Consider the following 16,468-nt stretch of genomic DNA (forward strand, 5'->3'; position numbering starts at 1 on the left):
ATGATGAATGTCTTCGCCCGAAACGGCCGCCGGCAGAATGTCGTGCCGCTGCAGCCGAACCTGACGCCCCGAAACCTGACGGCGCCAGATGGCGATGCGCCGCCGCCCATCGATCAGAACGGCGCGACGCTCGCTCCGCGAAACCTGCGGCCGCTGGGCCAGATCCTGCTGGAAGAAGGTGCGGTCCGCGAAGGCGACCTGCTGAAGGCGACCGTGCTGCGACGCCGTCAGGACGCGCGCCTTGGCGAGATCCTTCTGGCGCATGGCTGGGTGACGGAGGCGGCACTTGGTAAGGCACTGTCCCGGCAATGGCGCACTTCGGTCATCGATCTTCTGGCGACACCACCCGACCCGCGGCTGATCGACGCGGCAGGTGCGCAATTCTGCCTGAACCGCGGAATCGTTCCGTGGCGCAGGCTGGGTGGCGTAACCTGGGTCGCGACCTCGCGACCCGACGAATTCGACGCGCTGATCCCGTCCCTGCCACGCGCCTTCGGCACCGTGCGGATGCTGATCTGCGAGGCTGTCCAGGGGCAGGAAGCGATCCTCGCCACGCGCCGCGGTCAACTGATCCGCCAGGCGGAAATGCGTGTGCCTGCAGACCAGAGTTGTCGCAGTCAGGATTCGAAACGCACGACGCGCATCGCCATCGCCGCGATCGCGACCGCCGCGCTGGCATTCACGCTGATGCCGATCGTTACCGTTGCGCTGCTGACGATCTGGGCGATCGCCGCAATGCTCGCGTCGACGATGGTCAAGATTTCTACGCTGGTCGCCGCGGTCCGCGGCGCCCACGCCCAGGAGCTTGAGGAGAGCCGCTACGGCAAGGCGCGCACGGCCGTGCCGGAATTCACCGGGCCGCTGCCGGTGATCTCGGTCATGGTGCCGCTGTTTCGCGAAAGCGACATCGCCGGCCGACTGGTGGAACGACTGTCGCGCCTGGATTATCCGCGTGAACTGACCGACATCCTGCTGGTCGTTGAAGAACGCGACGACACGACGCGCGATGCGCTGCGGGGTGCGGCATTGCCGCGCTGGATGCGCGTCGTCGTGGTGCCAGAGGGACCGATCCAGACGAAGCCGCGGGCGATGAACTTCGCGCTGAACTTCTGTCGCGGATCGATAATCGGGGTATGGGACGCCGAGGATCGCCCCGAACGCGACCAGCTTCACCGGGTCGCTCGCGGTTTTCATGCTGCAGACCCGGACGTCGCTTGCCTTCAGGGCGCGCTGGATTTCTACAACCCGCGCACCAACCTGATGGCGCGCTGCTTCACCATCGAATACGCCACTTGGTTCCGCGCCTATCTTCCTGGCCTCGCCCGGATGCGTCTGATTGTACCGCTGGGTGGTACGACCCTGTTCTTCCGCCGCGACGCACTGGATCAGGTTGGCGGTTGGGACGCCTGGAACGTGACCGAAGACGCCGATCTGGGCGTGCGTCTGGTCAGGCACGGCTGGCGAACAGAAATCATCCCGACCACCACCGATGAAGAGGCGAATTGCCGTCCCCTGCCCTGGATCAAGCAGCGCTCACGCTGGATCAAGGGCTTCGCGCTGACCTGGGCCGTCCATATGCGCGACCCGCGGCGGCTGTGGCGCGAGCTTGGACCAGCGCGCTTCATCGGTATGCAGGTGCAGCTGTTCGGTTCCGTCTCGCAGCAATTGCTTGCACCATTGCTATGGAGCTTCTGGTTGCTCGCGTTCGGGCTGCCGCATCCGCTGGCCACTAGCCTCTCCACGATGCTTGGGGGCTACGGCGTGATGACGCTGGTCGGCATCTTCATCGCGGCCGAGGCGATCAGCATCGTCGCCAGCCTCTGGGCCGTGCGCGGGGCGAAACACCGCCATCTGCGACTGTTCGTGCCGCTGATGCATTTCTACAATGTCCTCGCCTGTTTCGCAGCATGGAAGGCGATCTACGAGGTGGTGACGCGGCCGTTCTATTGGGACAAGACCACCCATGGTGTGTTCGAGGCGAGCCTGAAAGACGCAACCGCCGATGCGGCGCAAGCCGAGGCCGGGACGGTGCAGATCCCGATGCTCGGGCCGATCGGGGGACGGTCGCTCGACGACGTGGCAGCGGATCGTGGAGAGCCGCAAAGGCCGGCGGCGAATGCGGCAATCGAAGACGCATCACTGCCCATCGCGACGGCGGTCTGAACCCTCAGTCTCGCGCCAATCCTGCCGGCTCTCCGATCTCGGCATCGATGATCGCGGCGCTGTCCTGGACGCGCGTCTCCAACGCTTCTTCCATGGCCGCAAGCGTGTCGGCTCCCGTCTCGCGCAGGAGAAACTCCTGACCGCCCAGCCCGATCCGCGCCATGTCGAGCGGTCGGTCGGTCAGAAGCCGCGCCGAGGCGTGCAGCCGCCACAGGAAGCGTCGCGCCGAAGCCAGCGTTTCGGCGTCGTCCTTTCCGATCAGCCCCGCCCGCGAACCCGCGCGGATCTGCGCGGCAGACCTTCGCGCGGCGTCGCCCGCGCGAAGCGCGAAGCTCTGCGCCAGAAGATCGATGTCCTGCAATCGGCCGGGCCCTATCTTCGCATCCCAGTCGCCATCGGTGGCCTTGGCCGCAAAGATCCTAGCCCGCATTTCTGCCAGGTCCGGGCGGACGCGACCCTCGCTGCCTCGCTCTGCCAGAACACGCAGGCGCAGCGCCTCGACATCGTCGGCCAAGCCCGCCCCGCCTTGCCCGCACCAGGCGACGGCGCGGGCCCGGGTCAACGCCAGGTGCTCCCAGGTCCAGGCTTCGGTCAGCTGATAGCTTTCGAAGCTTTGCAGCGAGGTCGCGACCGGTCCCTGCCGTCCCGACGGGCGCAGGCGCATGTCCACCTCGTAAAGCCGCCCCTCTGCGGTCGGAGCCGAGATTGCGGTGATCATCGCCTGCGTCAGCCGCGCGTAATAGGCACGCGCCGCCAACGGTCGCCGTCCATCCGATGTCTCGGCACCGTCTGCGTCGTAGATCACGATCAGGTCCAGATCCGAGGCCGCGTGCAGCGACCGCGCACCCAGCGACCCCATCGCGAGCACCGCGGCGCCCCTGCCCGGGGGCGGTCCGTGGTTCGTCGCGAACTCCGCAGCAGTCACCGGGATCAGCGCGGCAAGGCAGGCATCCGCCAGATCGGCATACTGGACCGCCGCTTCCTCTGCATCGATCAAGCCGCGCAGGTGATGCACCCCAATGCGGAAATGCCATTCATGCGCCCATCGCCGCGCCGCATCCAGCGCGCGTTCATAGCCGCCGTCGCGATCCTGCGACGCCTGCGCCAGGATCTCGGCCAGTTGTTCGCCCAGCTTGACGACACCTGGCCAGGCCGAAAAGAAACTGCCGCCCAGAACCGCGTCCAGCACCGCCGAATGGCGCGCCAGATAGGCCGCGAGCGCCGGGGCCGTGCCGCAGATGTCGACGATCAGGTCGATCAGCGGCGCATTGGCATCAAACAGCGAGAAGAGCTGTACCCCTGCGGGCAGACCGGCCAGAAAACTGTCGAACCGCGCCAGCGCCTCATCGGGATGCGCGGCGCGCGCCATCCGGGACAGCAGTTCGGGCTCGATCCGGCGGAAGATCTGCAAGGCGCGTTCGCTGCGCAGCGCCGGATAGCCGCGCCAGCGGTCCACGATCGCGCGCGATTCGTCGGACAGCGTGGGCGTCTCGGCCTGCGCCTCGCCCGGCGCGAAGAAGGCCTCGGTCAAGTCGTGGACCCGTTCCAGCCGCTGCTTCAGCCGGACCTTGAAGGCATCCACGTCACCCTCGCCCGTCATCGCGGCGATTGCAGCTAGCGCCTCGCGATCCTTGGGAAGATCGTGGGTCTGACTGTCGTTCAGCATCTGGATGCGATGCTCGATCTCGCGATGCTCGCGATAATGCGCGGCCAGTTCGCTTGCCACGTCCGCCGGGATCCAGCCCTTCTCTGCCAGCGCCGCCAAGCCGCCCAGCGTGTCGCGCTGGCGCAGGCCGGGGTCGCGCCCGCCGGCGATCAACTGCCGGGTCTGGGTGAAGAACTCGATCTCGCGGATACCGCCACGGCCGAGCTTGATGTTGTGGCCGGCAACCTCCACGCGCCCGCCCAGACCCTTGTGATCCCGGATCCGCAGCCGCATGTCGTGGGCATCCTGGATCGCCGCGAAATCCAGGTGCTTGCGCCAGACGAAGGGGCGCAATTCGGTCAGAAAGCGCTTGCCGGCGGCGATATCACCGGCGGCGGCGCGCGCCTTGATGAACGCCGCCCGCTCCCACGTACGACCTTCCGCCTCGTAATAGGCCAACGCGGCCGAGGCAGACAGGCAGACCGGCGTGACCGACGCGTCGGGCCGCAGCCGCAGGTCGGTGCGGAAGACATAGCCATGCTCGGTCACGTCGGACAGGGTCGCAGCCGCCTTGCGGGTCGCACGAATCAGCGCCGCCCGCGCCTCGTGCTGGTCATCGGCGGCATAGACCGCATCGTCGTAAAGCACGATCAGGTCGATGTCCGACGAATAGTTCAGCTCGCCCGCACCCCCCTTGCCCATCGCCAGCACGAACAGGCCGCCCGCATCGGCGTCATCGATCGCAGGGGGCAGCTTACCGCGCGCCGCCTCGGCCGCGATGTGGACGCGAAAGGCCAGATCGGCGGCGCGGTCGGCAAGATCGCTCAGCGCCCCTGTCACCTGCTCAAGCGACCAGACGCCGCCCAGATCCGCAAGCGCCGCATAAAGTGCCACGCGCCGCTTGGCTCGCCGCAGGGCTGGTCCCAGTGAAGCGGCGTCGAGGTCCTCGAACCCTTCTGTCTCTCGCACCACGACGTCGGGATGATTAAGCGCGTTCGGCAGCCACTCTGCCTCGCGCTCCAGAAGGCCGGCAAGGTAGGGGCTGCATCCTGCGACACCGGCGATGAGGTCACGGACGGAATCGGCGACGTCAGGGTAGAGGTCGCGGACAGAATCGGCCCGCGTCCTGTCGCGCGGCGCTATGGTTCGGGTGATCGCGGCGGCAAAATCCATGCGCCGACGATAGTGACGCCGGCATCGACGTCAACGCACCGCGACCGGGCGGTCTGCGCTTGGCGTATCATGGAATCGTTGCTAGGCTGACGCGGCACCACGCATCCTGCGGAGTCTTATCCTCAAGTCAGCGATATCCGACACATGACCCGATCGTCCCCGTCTACCTTGCGCGAGGTCTGCACCTGATGCGGCATACCCTGCCTCAAGCGCCGCAATTCTACGTCACCGCACCCCAGCCCTGCCCCTATCTGCACGGTCGCGCCGAACGCAAGCTGTTCACCGCGCTTCAGGGGGACGGTGCGGGTGAGCTGAACAATGCGTTGTCGCGACAGGGATTCCGTCGGTCGCAGAACGTGTTGTACCGCCCCAGCTGCGAAAGCTGCGTGGCCTGCATGTCGGCGCGGATCAGGGTCGCGGACTTTCAGCCCTCGCGGACCCAGCGCCGCGTCCTTCGGCGCAATACGGGTCTGAAACGGCTGGCGACCAGTGCCTGGGCGACAGAGGAACAGTACGACCTCTTCCGTACCTATCTGGATCATCGCCACGCCGACGGCGGCATGGCCGACATGGACATCTTCGAATTCGCGGCGATGATCGAGGAAACGCCGGTCAAGACCCGCGTGATCGAGTATCGCAACACCGAGGCTGGCGGCGATGCGCGCGATGAACTGACCGCGGTCTGCCTGACCGACGTGCTCGATGACGGGTTAAGCCTCGTCTACAGTTTCTATCATCCTGATCATGCCGCCCGCAGTCTTGGCACGCATGTGATCCTCGATCATGTCGAGATCGCGCGGGGCGCCGGTCTCCCCTATGTCTATCTCGGCTACTGGGTCCCCGGCAGCCGGAAGATGGACTACAAGGCGCGCTTTTCCGCGCTGGAGATCTACAAGGGCGGCGTATGGCAATCGATCGGAGAACCTGCGGACCACAGCAGCGACATCCATCCCCTGTCGGTCGATCCCATCGTCGAGCAGGTCGCGCGGATTGCGCTGCCGCAAACCACTCGGTAATCAGCAACGCTCCGACTGCGAAATAAAATTACAATTCTGCGGCCGTCTGCGTCATGAATTTCACCGAATCGCATTGACCCCGCCCGGACACGCCCATAGGTATCGGCGACGCGGTATGCAGCCGCATGTCGAAATGATGGAGCGAGAAGATGTCCCGAGAGATGACGGGTGCGAGGATGGTTGTCGAAGCGCTGCGCGATCAGGGCGTCGATACCGTATTCGGCTATCCCGGCGGGGCCGTGCTGCCCATCTATGACGAAATCTTCCAGCAGAACGACATCACACATGTCCTCGTCCGCCACGAACAGGGCGCGGTCCACATGGCGGAAGGCTATGCCCGATCGACGGGCAAGCCCGGCGTCGTGCTGGTTACGTCGGGCCCGGGCGCGACCAACGCGGTCACGGGCCTGACCGACGCGCTGCTCGACTCGATCCCGCTCGTCGTGCTGTCGGGCCAGGTCCCGACGTTCCTGATCGGCACCGACGGCTTTCAGGAGGCGGATACCGTCGGCATCACCCGGCCCTGCACCAAGCACAACTGGTTGGTGAAGGACACCGACAAGCTGGCCGATACGCTGCACCGCGCCTTCGATGTCGCGACCTCGGGCCGTCCGGGTCCGGTGCTGGTCGACATTCCCAAGGACGTTCAGTTCGCGAGCGGCACCTATCAGCCCCCCAAGGCCGCCGCCCCGCGCAATCCTCGGCGCGATGCCGTCGCGTCGGATGCGGTGCTGCAACTGGTCGAATTGCTGGAAAAGGCCGAGCGCCCGATCCTCTATACCGGTGGCGGCGTGATCAATGCTGGCCCCGAAGCCAGCCGCCTCCTGCGCGAACTGGCCGATGGTGCGGGCATTCCCGTCACTTCGACTCTGATGGGGCTCGGCGCCTATCCCGCCTCGGGCAAGAACTGGCTGGGCATGCTGGGGATGCACGGGCTTTACGAAGCGAACCTCGCGATGCACGGCTGCGACCTGATGATCAACCTGGGCGCGCGGTTCGACGACCGGATCACCGGGCGCGTCGCGGATTTCAGCCCCGGATCGATCAAGGCACATGTCGATGTCGATCCCAGCTCGATCAACAAAGTGATCCATGTCGATCTGCCGATCGTCGGCGATGTCGGTGCCGTGCTGCGCCAGATCGTCGATCTGTGGTCCTCGCGCGGCCGTCAGACCAATCGCGCGGCACTTGGCAAGTGGTGGGAGCAGATCGAGGGCTGGAAGGCCAAGAACTGCCTGAACTTCCGCAACAGCGACCAGATCATCAAGCCGCAGCACGCGATGCAGCGGCTCGAGGCGCTGACCAAGGGCCGCGACCGCTACATCACGACCGAGGTCGGCCAGCACCAGATGTGGGCCGCGCAATATCTGGGCTTCGACGAGCCGAACCGCTGGATGACCTCTGGCGGTCTCGGGACGATGGGCTACGGTCTGCCGGCCAGCATCGGCGTGCAGATGGCGCATCCCGAAGCGCTGGTCATCAACGTGGCCGGTGACGCAAGCTGGCTGATGAACATGCAGGAGATGGGGACCGCGATCCAGTTCCGGCTGCCGGTCAAGCAATTCATCCTGAACAACGAACGTCTCGGCATGGTGCGCCAGTGGCAGCAGTTGCTGCATGGCGAGCGCTACAGCCAGTCCTGGTCCGACAGCCTGCCCGATTTCGTCAAGCTGGCCGAGGCCTTCGGCTGCAAGGGCGCGCAGGTGAAGGATCCCAAGGATCTGGACGACGCGATCCAGCAGATGATCGACTATGACGGTCCGTTCATCCTCGACGTGCTGATCGAGAAGCATGAGAATTGCTTCCCGATGATCCCGTCGGGCAAGCCGCATAACGAAATGCTTCTGGGCGAGGCCGCCGAACTGGGCGTGATCGAGACCGGCGGCGCGGTACTGGTCTGAGCTTCCGGGGCGCTGCCCCGGACTTGCGGATATTTCTGGACAGAAGATGGAGCCGGACCCATGTCGGCATTGAAACTTGAACGCGGCGCCTCCAGCCACTCGGCCTACGATCTGCGCAACCCCAACGCGGATGTCGAAGAGCGTCACACGCTGGCGGTGCTGGTCGAAAACGAGCCCGGCGTCCTGGCGCGTGTGATCGGCCTGTTTTCAGGGCGCGGCTACAACATCGACAGCCTGACCGTGGCCGAGGTCGATCACAGCGGCCACACCTCGCGCATCACGGTGGTCACCCGCGGTACGCCCGCGGTGATCGAGCAGATCAAGGCACAGCTTGGCCGCATCGTCCCCGTCCACGAAGTTCACGACCTGACCGTCGAGGGACCATCGGTCGAGCGTGAGCTTGGTTTGTTCAAGGTGTCGGGCAAGGGCGACAAGCGGGTCGAGGCGCTGCGCATCGCCGAAATCTTCCGGGCCAACGTGGTTGACTCGACGCTGACGAGCTTCGTTTTCGAGATCACCGGGGCCCCTGAGAAGCTGGACGCCTTCGCTGACCTGATGCGACCCTTGGGCTTGTCGGATCTTGCGCGCACCGGCGTCGCTGCGCTGGCGCGCGGGGATCTGGCGGCTGCACCGGTCGCGGGTGGCTAACGCGTCGCGCTGATCCGTTCCGGGATGTCGGCTTCCGCCTGATCCCGGCGGACGGCGCTTCGCGAAGACACAAGGCGAAGATGTGGCGCGCTGCATTCGCCGCGCAGGATCGCGGGGATCTGCGGACAGGTGCAATCTTCTAGGCGCGAAACCCGTCTGGCGCGGCGCAGATTGCCGATCGTCTCGCTCTCCAGTTCCAGAATGTCGCCTATCGTGGGCCAGACGGTCCCTTCGGTCAGATCGTCGGTTCCATCCAGATAAGCCAGCGCCTGGTGATCTTCGCACCAGATGACGGCTTTCTGCCGCTCCTCATTGCTCCACAGCACGACGCCGATCATTCTCAGGGCAACCTCCCCATGTCCGGGTCAGTACCCGTACTCAACGCTCTCAACCCCGATTATATGTACGCGCAATAAACGGGAGAAGAGAATTTCGCTGCGTGGACAGGAAATTGGCGCTGACGCTGCGTCCCAAGCGGGAACCTTTCGACACCGTGGCCCTTGGCACATGCCATGCGACGCGCCGCGATATTCCGCTGATAGCAGGCAAATCAGGCGAAATGCCGCCGAGCGATCAACTCGCGCACGATATAATTGATAGTCGGATTATCCTTTGCGCATCCCGTCCTGATGCCTGATCGCAACAGCGTTCGGAAAAATTCCGGACCCTGCACATCTTCTCGAATTGCGAGCGTTAGCGGGCGCGTCCCGACCGGTAATCCTCCACCGCCCGCTCGACTTGCGCGATCCGCGCGGCGCGCGACGGGTGCGACCCCAGAACGCGGTTGCCGGGGTCCGGGATCCGCTCGAAGAAGCGCGCGCCGTTGCGCGGGTCCAGGCCGGCGTTCAACGTGATGATCGCGCCCAGATAGTCCGCCTGCAATTCCCATTCCCGCGAATAATAGCGTGATCCGACCGAGGCCCCAATCCGCTGGGCGGATGCGACGGCGGCCGGGTTGCCCGAATAGACGCCGGCGAGCCCCCCCAGAATGATCGCACCAGCAGTCGCCGCGCCGGATTTCTGCGAAAGGTGGTTCAGGATGTGATGGCTGGCTTCGTGACCCACCACGAAGGCCATCTCGTCGGCATTCCGTGCCTCGGCGATAAGCGGCAGCGTGAAGCCGATGATCGGCCGCCCCTGCGGATCGACGGTCTGGAACGCGTTGATATCCTGCCCGGCCCGATCATCGACGACGAACTGGAAGTCGCAATTGATCGATTGGGTGCGCCGTTCCTGGCACTCCCGCTCGATGGCAGGCTCCATTCGCTGCATCACGCTGACGAAGTTGCGCGCGGCCGCCCGCGCGCTGAGCGGACCGGTGACGGTCGGGCCGGATGCGGCCGCTGGCGTCGAATAGGGCGAATCCGTTGACGTGTCGGTCCGGCCGGGGGCGGTCGTCGTTCCATCCTGTGGCACGGCGACGCAGCCAGAAAGCGCCAGAACCGCCGCCAGAATCGCCTTTCCGCCCCAAGCTGCCATGCCCGTTCCCCGCTGTCCCTTGCCTGACTTTCCCGCAGCCTATCGCGGCCTCGTGCCTCACGCCAGACCGGCGGCTTGCCCCTGCTTCAGCTTCACGCGAATGTTGCATCTCAATCGAGGAGAAAGCGCATGTTCACCATCGAGCACGAATTCGACGCGACGGTCGTCACGCTGATCGACGAAGCCCCCGAAGGCAACCGGCCGCTGAACGAGGACGTGGTCATCCAGACCTTCGACGACCGCGTGATCGTCGAACAGATGGTGCCAGACAGCGACGAGGTTGTCCGCATCGTGCTGAGCCTGCATCAACTGGCCGAGCTGCGCGCCGCCCTGAACCTCCCCGAGGGCAATTACCGACTGGAGACCCCGGCATGACCGATACGCAGCAGCAGGAAAGCACCATGGACCATCGCGACGAAGCGGCGCTGCGGTTTCTGGAAACCCGTCGTTCGCATCCGCCCAAGATGCTGCGCGAGCCGGGGCCGGACCGCGACGAGATCCTGCGGCTTCTGACCTTGGCCGCGCGGGTGCCGGACCACGGAAAGCTTGAACCTTGGCGCTTCGTGGTGCTCGAACGTGCCGCGCTGGATCGGATGGCGCCGATCCTGCATCAGGCGGTGCTGGATGCCGGACAGGATCAGGCGGCGGCGGACAAGGCAGCCTCGGCTCTCGCTTCTCCGGTCATCGTCGCGGTGATCCACAAGCCGGTCGAGAGCCCGAAAGTACCGCCGTGGGAACAGGAACTGTCGGCCGGGGCCCTGTGCCTCGGGCTGGTGAATGCCGCGCTCGCCTCGGGCTGGGGTGCCGCCTGGCTGACCGGCTACGCGGCATTGAATGCGGACTTCGGTGCCGCGCATCTGGGTCTGGCCAAGGGCGAGCGTGTCGCCGGGCTGATCCATCTGGGCACAAGGGGCGCGACGCCGCCGGACCGGCCGCGTCCCGACGTCGCAGCCCTCACGACGTGGCTTGAATGAACGCGACCCGCGCGATCCTCAGCGGTTGGGGTGATCTGCTGCGCCCGCGCATTCTCGGGCTGGTCCTGCTCAGCATGGTGCTGACGCTGGTGCTGTTCGTGGCTTTCCAGGCGGGCATCGTGTTCCTGCTGCGCGCCTTCGTTCCCGGGTCGATCTCTGTCCCCTTCCTCGGAAGCGTCGATCTGGGCGACACGCTGGGCTGGGGTTCGCTCGCGCTGTTCCCGGTCATGGGCTTCTTCTTGATGGCACCGGTCGCGGCCGCCTTCTGCGGCCTCTTTGCAGAGCGTGTCGCCGACGCGGTCGAGGCGCAGCATTATCCCGAGACGCGTGGGCAGTCGCTGGATTTCGCCGACGGGCTTCTCGAATCTCTCGCGGTCGGCGCTGCGGTGCTGGGCGTCGCCATCGTCTCGCTGATCCTGATGCCCGTGCTGGGCCCCTTCGCGCCGGTGTTCTTCTACGGCGTTAATGGCTGGCTTCTGGGGCGCGAATTCTTTCAGATGGCAGCGCGTCGACACCTGGCCGAGCCCCAAGCGACCGCACTGCGCAAGGCCAATGCGACGACCGTCACCTGGACCGGCGTGATGATCGCATTCCTGTTGACCGTGCCGGTGGTGAACGTGGCGATCCCCGCTCTCGCGGCGGCGACGTTCACGCACCTCTTTCATCTCACGGCGCGTAGATCCCGCTCCACGCCTCGATATCCGCGCGAGTGATCACGCCGCCAAGGATGATCCAAGCGCAGAATGCCCAGATCGCGGCCGCCAGAAGCGTGGCCCAGATCATCTTTCGCCGCAGCACCGGATGCGCGGGCGCGCCGGCATGCGTGCCGGGCACCACCTCTCCCTCGTCGGCCTGACTGCGCACGCCGAAGGGCAGCAGCAGGAACAGCGCCAGAAACCACAGGACGGCGTAAAGGACGATGCCACCGGTCAAATTCATCAGACCTGCTCCAGTTCGATCAGCGTTCCGTTGAAATCCTTGGGGTGAAGGAACAGGACCGGCTTGCCGTGCGCCCCGATCTTCGGCTCTCCCGAACCCAGCACACGCGCACCCTCGGCCGTCAGCCGGTCACGCGCGGCATGAATGTCCTCGACCTCGAAACACAGATGATGGATGCCACCCGACGGGTTCTTGTCCAGAAAGCCCTGAATAGGGCTGTCCTCGCCCAGCGGATAAAGCAGTTCCACCTTGGTGTTCGGCAATTCGATGAAGACGACGGTCACACCGTGGTCCGGCTCATCCTGCGGCGCGCCGACCTTGGCGCCCAGGATCTGCTCGTATTGCGCCGACGCGGCCTTCAGGTCCGGCACCGCGATGGCGACGTGGTTCAGGCGTCCGATCATGCTGACCTCCGTTTGCCCGTCTATCTAGGCGCTCGGGCCGGCAAGGGAAAGTCCGGGGGCCGTTAACCGGATGTTAGCCATTGCGCCCGTATTGCTGAGGACATCGGTGATTCCAGAAGGATCGGGAACCATGCAGACGGAAATCAGCAAGATCGGGGTCGAAACGCTGCCCGTGTGGCGGATGTCGATGCCCGGACGGCCGCTCACCGGGCTGACGGTGCTGGTGGTCGAAGATTCGCGCTTTGCCAGCGAAGCGGTGCGGCTTCTGTGCCTGCGGTCGGGCGCGCGCATCCGTCGCGCCGACTGTCTGCGCTCGGCGGCGCGGCATCTGCAGACCTATCGCCCGGCCGTCGTGATCGTTGATCTGGGCCTGCCTGACGGCGACGGCGCCGAACTGATCCGCCAGATTGCGCGGACGGAGCCGCGGGTTCCTGTGATCCTCGGCATGTCGGGTGATCCCGATAAGGAATCCTCGGCGCTGGACGCCGGTGCGGACGGCTTCCTCGGCAAGCCCGTCGAAAGCCTGGCCATGTTCCAGCAGCTGATCCTCGGCGCGCTGCCGCCCGAATCGCAGCCCAGCTTTCCCCGCGCCCTGCCCGACGATGTGATCGCCCCCGACACGTCGGCCCTGCGCGACGATCTCGCCCATGTGGCGGAAATCCTCGCCACGGCCGAAAACACCGCCGCCATCGACTATATCGCGCGCTTCCTCGCCGGAGTCGCACGTTCGGCGCATGATGCGCCGCTGGAGGATGCGGCCGCCGCCCTCGCCCGCGATCACGAGGCAGGAAACGCGCTTGCGACCGATCTCGCGCGGATCAGCGGCATGGTCCAGGACCGCCTTGCCGCGGTAGGCGAAATCTAACGTCCATCGCCTTTCGTCAGTGCGGACAGGCTTTCGCGCTGACGGCTGGCACCGTCGAAATTATCGGGTGACAACCAGCGATCGTAGGCGGTGCGCAACGCCGGCCATTCGGTATCGGTGATCGCGAACCAGGCCGTGTCGCGATTGCGGCCCTTCACGACCATATGCTTGCGAAAGACGCCTTCGAAGACAAAGCCCAAGCGCAACGCGGCCCGGCGCGAGGGCGCGTTCAGCGCATCGCATTTCCACTCGACCCGACGATAGCCCGTCTCGAACGCCCAGCGGATCATCGCCATCAGCGCCTCGCTGGCCGCGGCGGTGCGCTGCAATGCCGGAGAAAGCTGGATATGCCCGATCTCGATCACACCGTGGGCGGGTTCGATGCGTAGATAGGCGGCAAGTCCGGCGACCTTTCCGCTCGCGGCATCCCGGATGGCGTAGAAGAACGGATCGGACAGCTGCGCCATCGTCGTTTGCCAGTCGCGATAGGCGTCGAGCGTGTCGAAGGCCCCGTAACCCATATAATCCCACACCTCGTCGGCACCGCCATTGGCGCGATGAAGCTCTGTCGCATGGCGAACCGCATCCAGCCTTTCCAGCCGCATGAACCGACCCTCGATCACCGCGGGTCCAGGCGCGGGTGGCGGCGTGAAGCCTTCGACCAGCGCACCCCGATGTCGCGCGTCGTTCATGACAGCATCCCCGGATCGGCGCCCATATCGAGGCCCGGAAAGACCTCGGCCTCAAGCCTGCCCCGGTCCTGTCCGAAGAGCCCGGCCAAGGCCCAGGCTGCGTAGGCGCGCACGTCGCGCACGGGCATCAGGTCGCGGTCGGCGTAAAGCTGGCCCTCGCCCAGACCCGGCCAGTTTCCGATCACCCGACCACCGCGGATCGCACCCCCGGCCATTAGCAGCGCCCCGCCCGTCCCGTGATCGGTCCCGCCAGAGCCGTTCTCGCGCGCGGTGCGCCCGAATTCCGTCATCGCCAGCACCGTCGTCTTCGACCAGTTGGGCCCCAGTCCCGACCTCAACGCGAGGATCGAGGCGGACAGCCGCGACAGCGCCGGGCGCAGCACCTGCGCCTGCCGGGCGTGGGTGTCCCACCCGGTCAGCGAGAAGGCCGCGATCCGCGCCTCGCCGTTCAGCCGCGAGGCGGCGAAATCCGCGACGGCCGTGGGCCCCCGCGCATCCGATCCGCCGCCCGAAACGATCTCGATCGCACTGCCTGCCGCGTTCCGGAACAGCGGATCGTCGTGATAGATGTCGCCCAGCAGCCGCTCGGCCTGCGGGCTCAGACGCAGGCGCGCGTCCGGCGACCAACTCATCGCGGGCGCAGGCCCCGACAGCAGCAGCATGTCGCCGGTCCCGATCGCGTATGCGGTTTCGGCCCGCGCGCCTGGCATGCCCTGCAACGCGCGGTTCAGCCAGCCGCTGCGCTGCATCGCCAGGGGCACGTCTTCGCCCGTGCCCGCCTCCAGCAGGTCCTGACCGTCGAAATGGCTCCGCTTGTCGCGATAGGGGGTCGAGACGGCAGGCACGAAGGCCAGCTCGCCTGCGGCCCAAAGCGGCATCAGGTCGCCAAGGCTTGCGTGCAAGGCAAAGAACCCGTCCAGATCCAGCGCCCCGCCATCCGGCCCCGGCGACAGCGACGGGCGGAGGGCGGCCAAAGCCGGGTCGCCGTAGGGCTGCAGCACGTCGAGCCCGTCCATCGCACCGCGCAGGATGATCACGACCAGCCGATGGTCACCCGGCGCCGCGGCGAAGGTGACCGTCGACATCAGCGGATGCGCCGCGACCGAACAGGCGGCGGCGAGCCCCGATTTCAGCACGAAACGTCGGGTCGCCATCGTCACCTCCGGTTGAAATCGGCGGATGCAAGGATCAGGGCGATCCCCTCGGCCTCGGATTCCGCACGTGGGACCGCTGCGGCCAGCGCCGGCGATACGGTGCTGCCCAGGGCCTGTTTCAGCAGGATGCGGGGGTCGGGAAGCGGATCGAGGAATCGCCCCGGCAGGTCCAGTGCCCAGTCGATCCGCGCGGCGAGCCCTTGGGGCGAAATCCAGTCGTCCGCGCGTTCCGCCCACCCGTCCGGTCCCACGGGTTGCTGCCAGGCCTGCCCCATCCGCCGCATCGGGTTGACGAAGTCGCGACGCCGCGGCTTCTGCTCCATCCGTTGCACCCGCAAGGGGTCCAGCCCCAGCGCACGCACCGCGGCAACGATGAAATCGAAGGGCTGGCGCGCCTTCTGGCGGAACGTCGCCTCCAGCTCCGGATGCTCGACCAAGGCACGATAGATTGTGGGCAGATTGCCGTCGCTGTCGCGCCATGCGGTTTCCAACACCGCCACCGCGTCCGGCGACGGATCGTCGCTCAGGAAATGGACGGCCAGCTTGCGGGACAGATGGGACGCCGTCGCCGGATGGCGTGCCAGATCGTCCAGCATCCGCCGGATCTCGCCCATCCCGTCGGTGCCGCGCCCGCCATAGCTGCGGCCAAGCAGCTGCTCGGCCCCAGGCTCCGCCCGATCCGGGCGATAGATCCGGTCGCCCGTCGGTTGAAAGCCCATGCCCGTCATCAATTCGGCCAGTTCGCGTACATCGGTCTGGCTGTAATCGGCACCGACCCCCAGCGTATGCAGCTCGACCAGTTCACGGGCGAGGTTCTCGTTCAGGCCCAGCCGCCGTTCCGGCCGGCGCCGGGCGAAGACGGAATTCGGCCCGGTCGATCCGTTATGATCCAGATACAGCAGCATCGCCGGATGTGTCGTCGCCGCCTTCAGCATGTCGGCAAAGCTGCCAGACAGGTTCGGCCGGATCGCTTCGTCCACGAAGGCCGAGACAAGCACATGCGAGACGAAGTTCTTGGACCGGACGGTGAAGTGATCGGCCCAGAACTGGACCAGCCGCTCGCCGAAGCCGGCCGGATCGATGGCCGCGCGCGCGATGCGCCGCATCAGGTCGATTTCGGGCTTCTGCGCCATGCCCTGCCTGATCCGCTGAAACGCGGCTCGATTCGGCGCGGTGTCGGCCTTTTCCTGCGCCTTGCGGATCACCTGCCAACGCTCGAAATCGCGGCGATAATCGGCCATCGTGGTGGGCATCGCCATCGACTGCGCGCGCGGGACCGAGGCCAGCACCGCCGCCGCGTCGGCAGGCGGCGGCTGGTTCGGCGACAGCCCATAGCCCAGCCGGATCGCCGCCAGTTCGGGAAAGTCGATCGCCATCATCACCTCTCGACGCGTTTATCGCATGAGGCGCGGGCC

At 66.2% G+C, this 16,468-nt stretch carries 16 protein-coding genes; 8 read left to right on the top strand and 8 right to left on the bottom strand.

Features of this window, described 5'->3' with window-relative positions; all coding sequences use genetic code 11:
- Positions 1–2,163 (top strand): glycosyltransferase, encoded by a 2,163-nt coding sequence (locus tag MLD63_RS12165; protein WP_255330179.1) that lies wholly within the window; start codon positions 1–3, stop codon positions 2,161–2,163.
- Between the two features lie 4 nt (positions 2,164–2,167).
- Here the strand turns inward: MLD63_RS12165 and MLD63_RS12170 are convergent, their stop codons facing one another.
- Positions 2,168–4,981, bottom strand: a complete 2,814-nt coding sequence (locus tag MLD63_RS12170) for a [protein-PII] uridylyltransferase family protein (RefSeq protein WP_255330180.1) — start codon at positions 4,979–4,981, stop codon at positions 2,168–2,170.
- Between the two features lie 188 nt (positions 4,982–5,169).
- On the opposite strand from MLD63_RS12170, the gene MLD63_RS12175 reads away from it, so the two are divergent.
- The 3 genes from MLD63_RS12175 (at position 5,170) to ilvN (ending at position 8,546) form a co-directional block, all read left to right on the top strand.
- Positions 5,170–5,997 (top strand): arginyltransferase, encoded by an 828-nt coding sequence (locus MLD63_RS12175; RefSeq protein WP_255330181.1) that lies wholly within the window; start codon positions 5,170–5,172, stop codon positions 5,995–5,997.
- Positions 5,998–6,146: 149 nt separating this feature from the next.
- A complete protein-coding gene (locus MLD63_RS12180; RefSeq protein ID WP_255330182.1) occupies positions 6,147–7,898 on the top strand; it encodes an acetolactate synthase 3 large subunit in 1,752 nt (583 codons plus the stop codon).
- Positions 7,899–7,958: 60 nt separating this feature from the next.
- Entirely contained in the window at positions 7,959–8,546 is a 588-nt protein-coding gene (gene ilvN / locus MLD63_RS12185; RefSeq protein WP_255330183.1) for an acetolactate synthase small subunit, read from the top strand.
- Here the strand turns inward: ilvN and MLD63_RS12190 are convergent.
- Together MLD63_RS12190 and MLD63_RS12195 are read right to left on the bottom strand one after the other, a co-directional pair.
- Positions 8,543–8,884 (bottom strand): hypothetical protein, encoded by a 342-nt coding sequence (locus MLD63_RS12190; protein ID WP_255330184.1) that lies wholly within the window; start codon positions 8,882–8,884, stop codon positions 8,543–8,545. The genes ilvN and MLD63_RS12190 overlap by 4 nt on opposite strands.
- A gap of 355 nt (positions 8,885–9,239) precedes the next feature.
- Positions 9,240–10,025 (bottom strand): M48 family metalloprotease, encoded by a 786-nt coding sequence (locus tag MLD63_RS12195; RefSeq protein WP_255330185.1) that lies wholly within the window; start codon positions 10,023–10,025, stop codon positions 9,240–9,242.
- Between the two features lie 129 nt (positions 10,026–10,154).
- On the opposite strand from MLD63_RS12195, the gene MLD63_RS12200 reads away from it, so the two are divergent.
- The 3 genes from MLD63_RS12200 to MLD63_RS12210 are packed head-to-tail and all read left to right on the top strand — an operon-like array spanning position 10,155 to position 11,712.
- A complete protein-coding gene (locus MLD63_RS12200) occupies positions 10,155–10,400 on the top strand; it encodes a DUF8831 family protein (RefSeq protein WP_255330186.1) in 246 nt (81 codons plus the stop codon).
- A complete protein-coding gene (locus MLD63_RS12205) occupies positions 10,397–10,999 on the top strand; it encodes a nitroreductase family protein (RefSeq protein ID WP_255330187.1) in 603 nt (200 codons plus the stop codon). Before MLD63_RS12200 ends, MLD63_RS12205 begins: the two co-directional genes overlap by 4 nt.
- A complete protein-coding gene (locus MLD63_RS12210; protein WP_255330188.1) occupies positions 10,996–11,712 on the top strand; it encodes an EI24 domain-containing protein in 717 nt (238 codons plus the stop codon). Before MLD63_RS12205 ends, MLD63_RS12210 begins: the two co-directional genes overlap by 4 nt.
- Here the strand turns inward: MLD63_RS12210 and MLD63_RS12215 are convergent.
- Together MLD63_RS12215 and mce are read right to left on the bottom strand one after the other, a co-directional pair.
- Entirely contained in the window at positions 11,666–11,938 is a 273-nt protein-coding gene (locus MLD63_RS12215) for a DUF1467 family protein (RefSeq protein ID WP_255330189.1), read from the bottom strand. The genes MLD63_RS12210 and MLD63_RS12215 overlap by 47 nt on opposite strands.
- Positions 11,938–12,342, bottom strand: a complete 405-nt coding sequence (gene mce / locus MLD63_RS12220; RefSeq protein ID WP_255330190.1) for a methylmalonyl-CoA epimerase — start codon at positions 12,340–12,342, stop codon at positions 11,938–11,940. The genes MLD63_RS12215 and mce overlap by 1 nt, the downstream gene beginning before the upstream one ends.
- Positions 12,343–12,472: 130 nt before the next feature.
- On the opposite strand from mce, the gene MLD63_RS12225 reads away from it, so the two are divergent.
- Positions 12,473–13,207, top strand: coding sequence for a response regulator (locus tag MLD63_RS12225; protein ID WP_439957659.1), 735 nt, complete (start codon positions 12,473–12,475; stop codon positions 13,205–13,207).
- Here the strand turns inward: MLD63_RS12225 and MLD63_RS12230 are convergent.
- From MLD63_RS12230 to MLD63_RS12240, 3 genes are read right to left on the bottom strand one after another with little or no spacing between them, the layout of a single operon-like run.
- Positions 13,204–13,899, bottom strand: coding sequence for a GNAT family N-acetyltransferase (locus tag MLD63_RS12230; RefSeq protein WP_255330191.1), 696 nt, complete (start codon positions 13,897–13,899; stop codon positions 13,204–13,206). The genes MLD63_RS12225 and MLD63_RS12230 overlap by 4 nt on opposite strands.
- Positions 13,896–15,053, bottom strand: a complete 1,158-nt coding sequence (locus tag MLD63_RS12235) for a DUF1501 domain-containing protein (protein WP_255330192.1) — start codon at positions 15,051–15,053, stop codon at positions 13,896–13,898. Before MLD63_RS12235 ends, MLD63_RS12230 begins: the two co-directional genes overlap by 4 nt.
- Positions 15,054–15,055: 2 nt before the next feature.
- Entirely contained in the window at positions 15,056–16,429 is a 1,374-nt protein-coding gene (locus MLD63_RS12240; RefSeq protein WP_255330193.1) for a DUF1800 domain-containing protein, read from the bottom strand.
- Between the last annotated feature and the right edge of the window lie 39 nt (positions 16,430–16,468).

This window comes from Paracoccus albicereus (assembly GCF_024359525.1).
Taxonomy (GTDB): Bacteria; Pseudomonadota; Alphaproteobacteria; order Rhodobacterales; family Rhodobacteraceae; genus Paracoccus; species Paracoccus albicereus.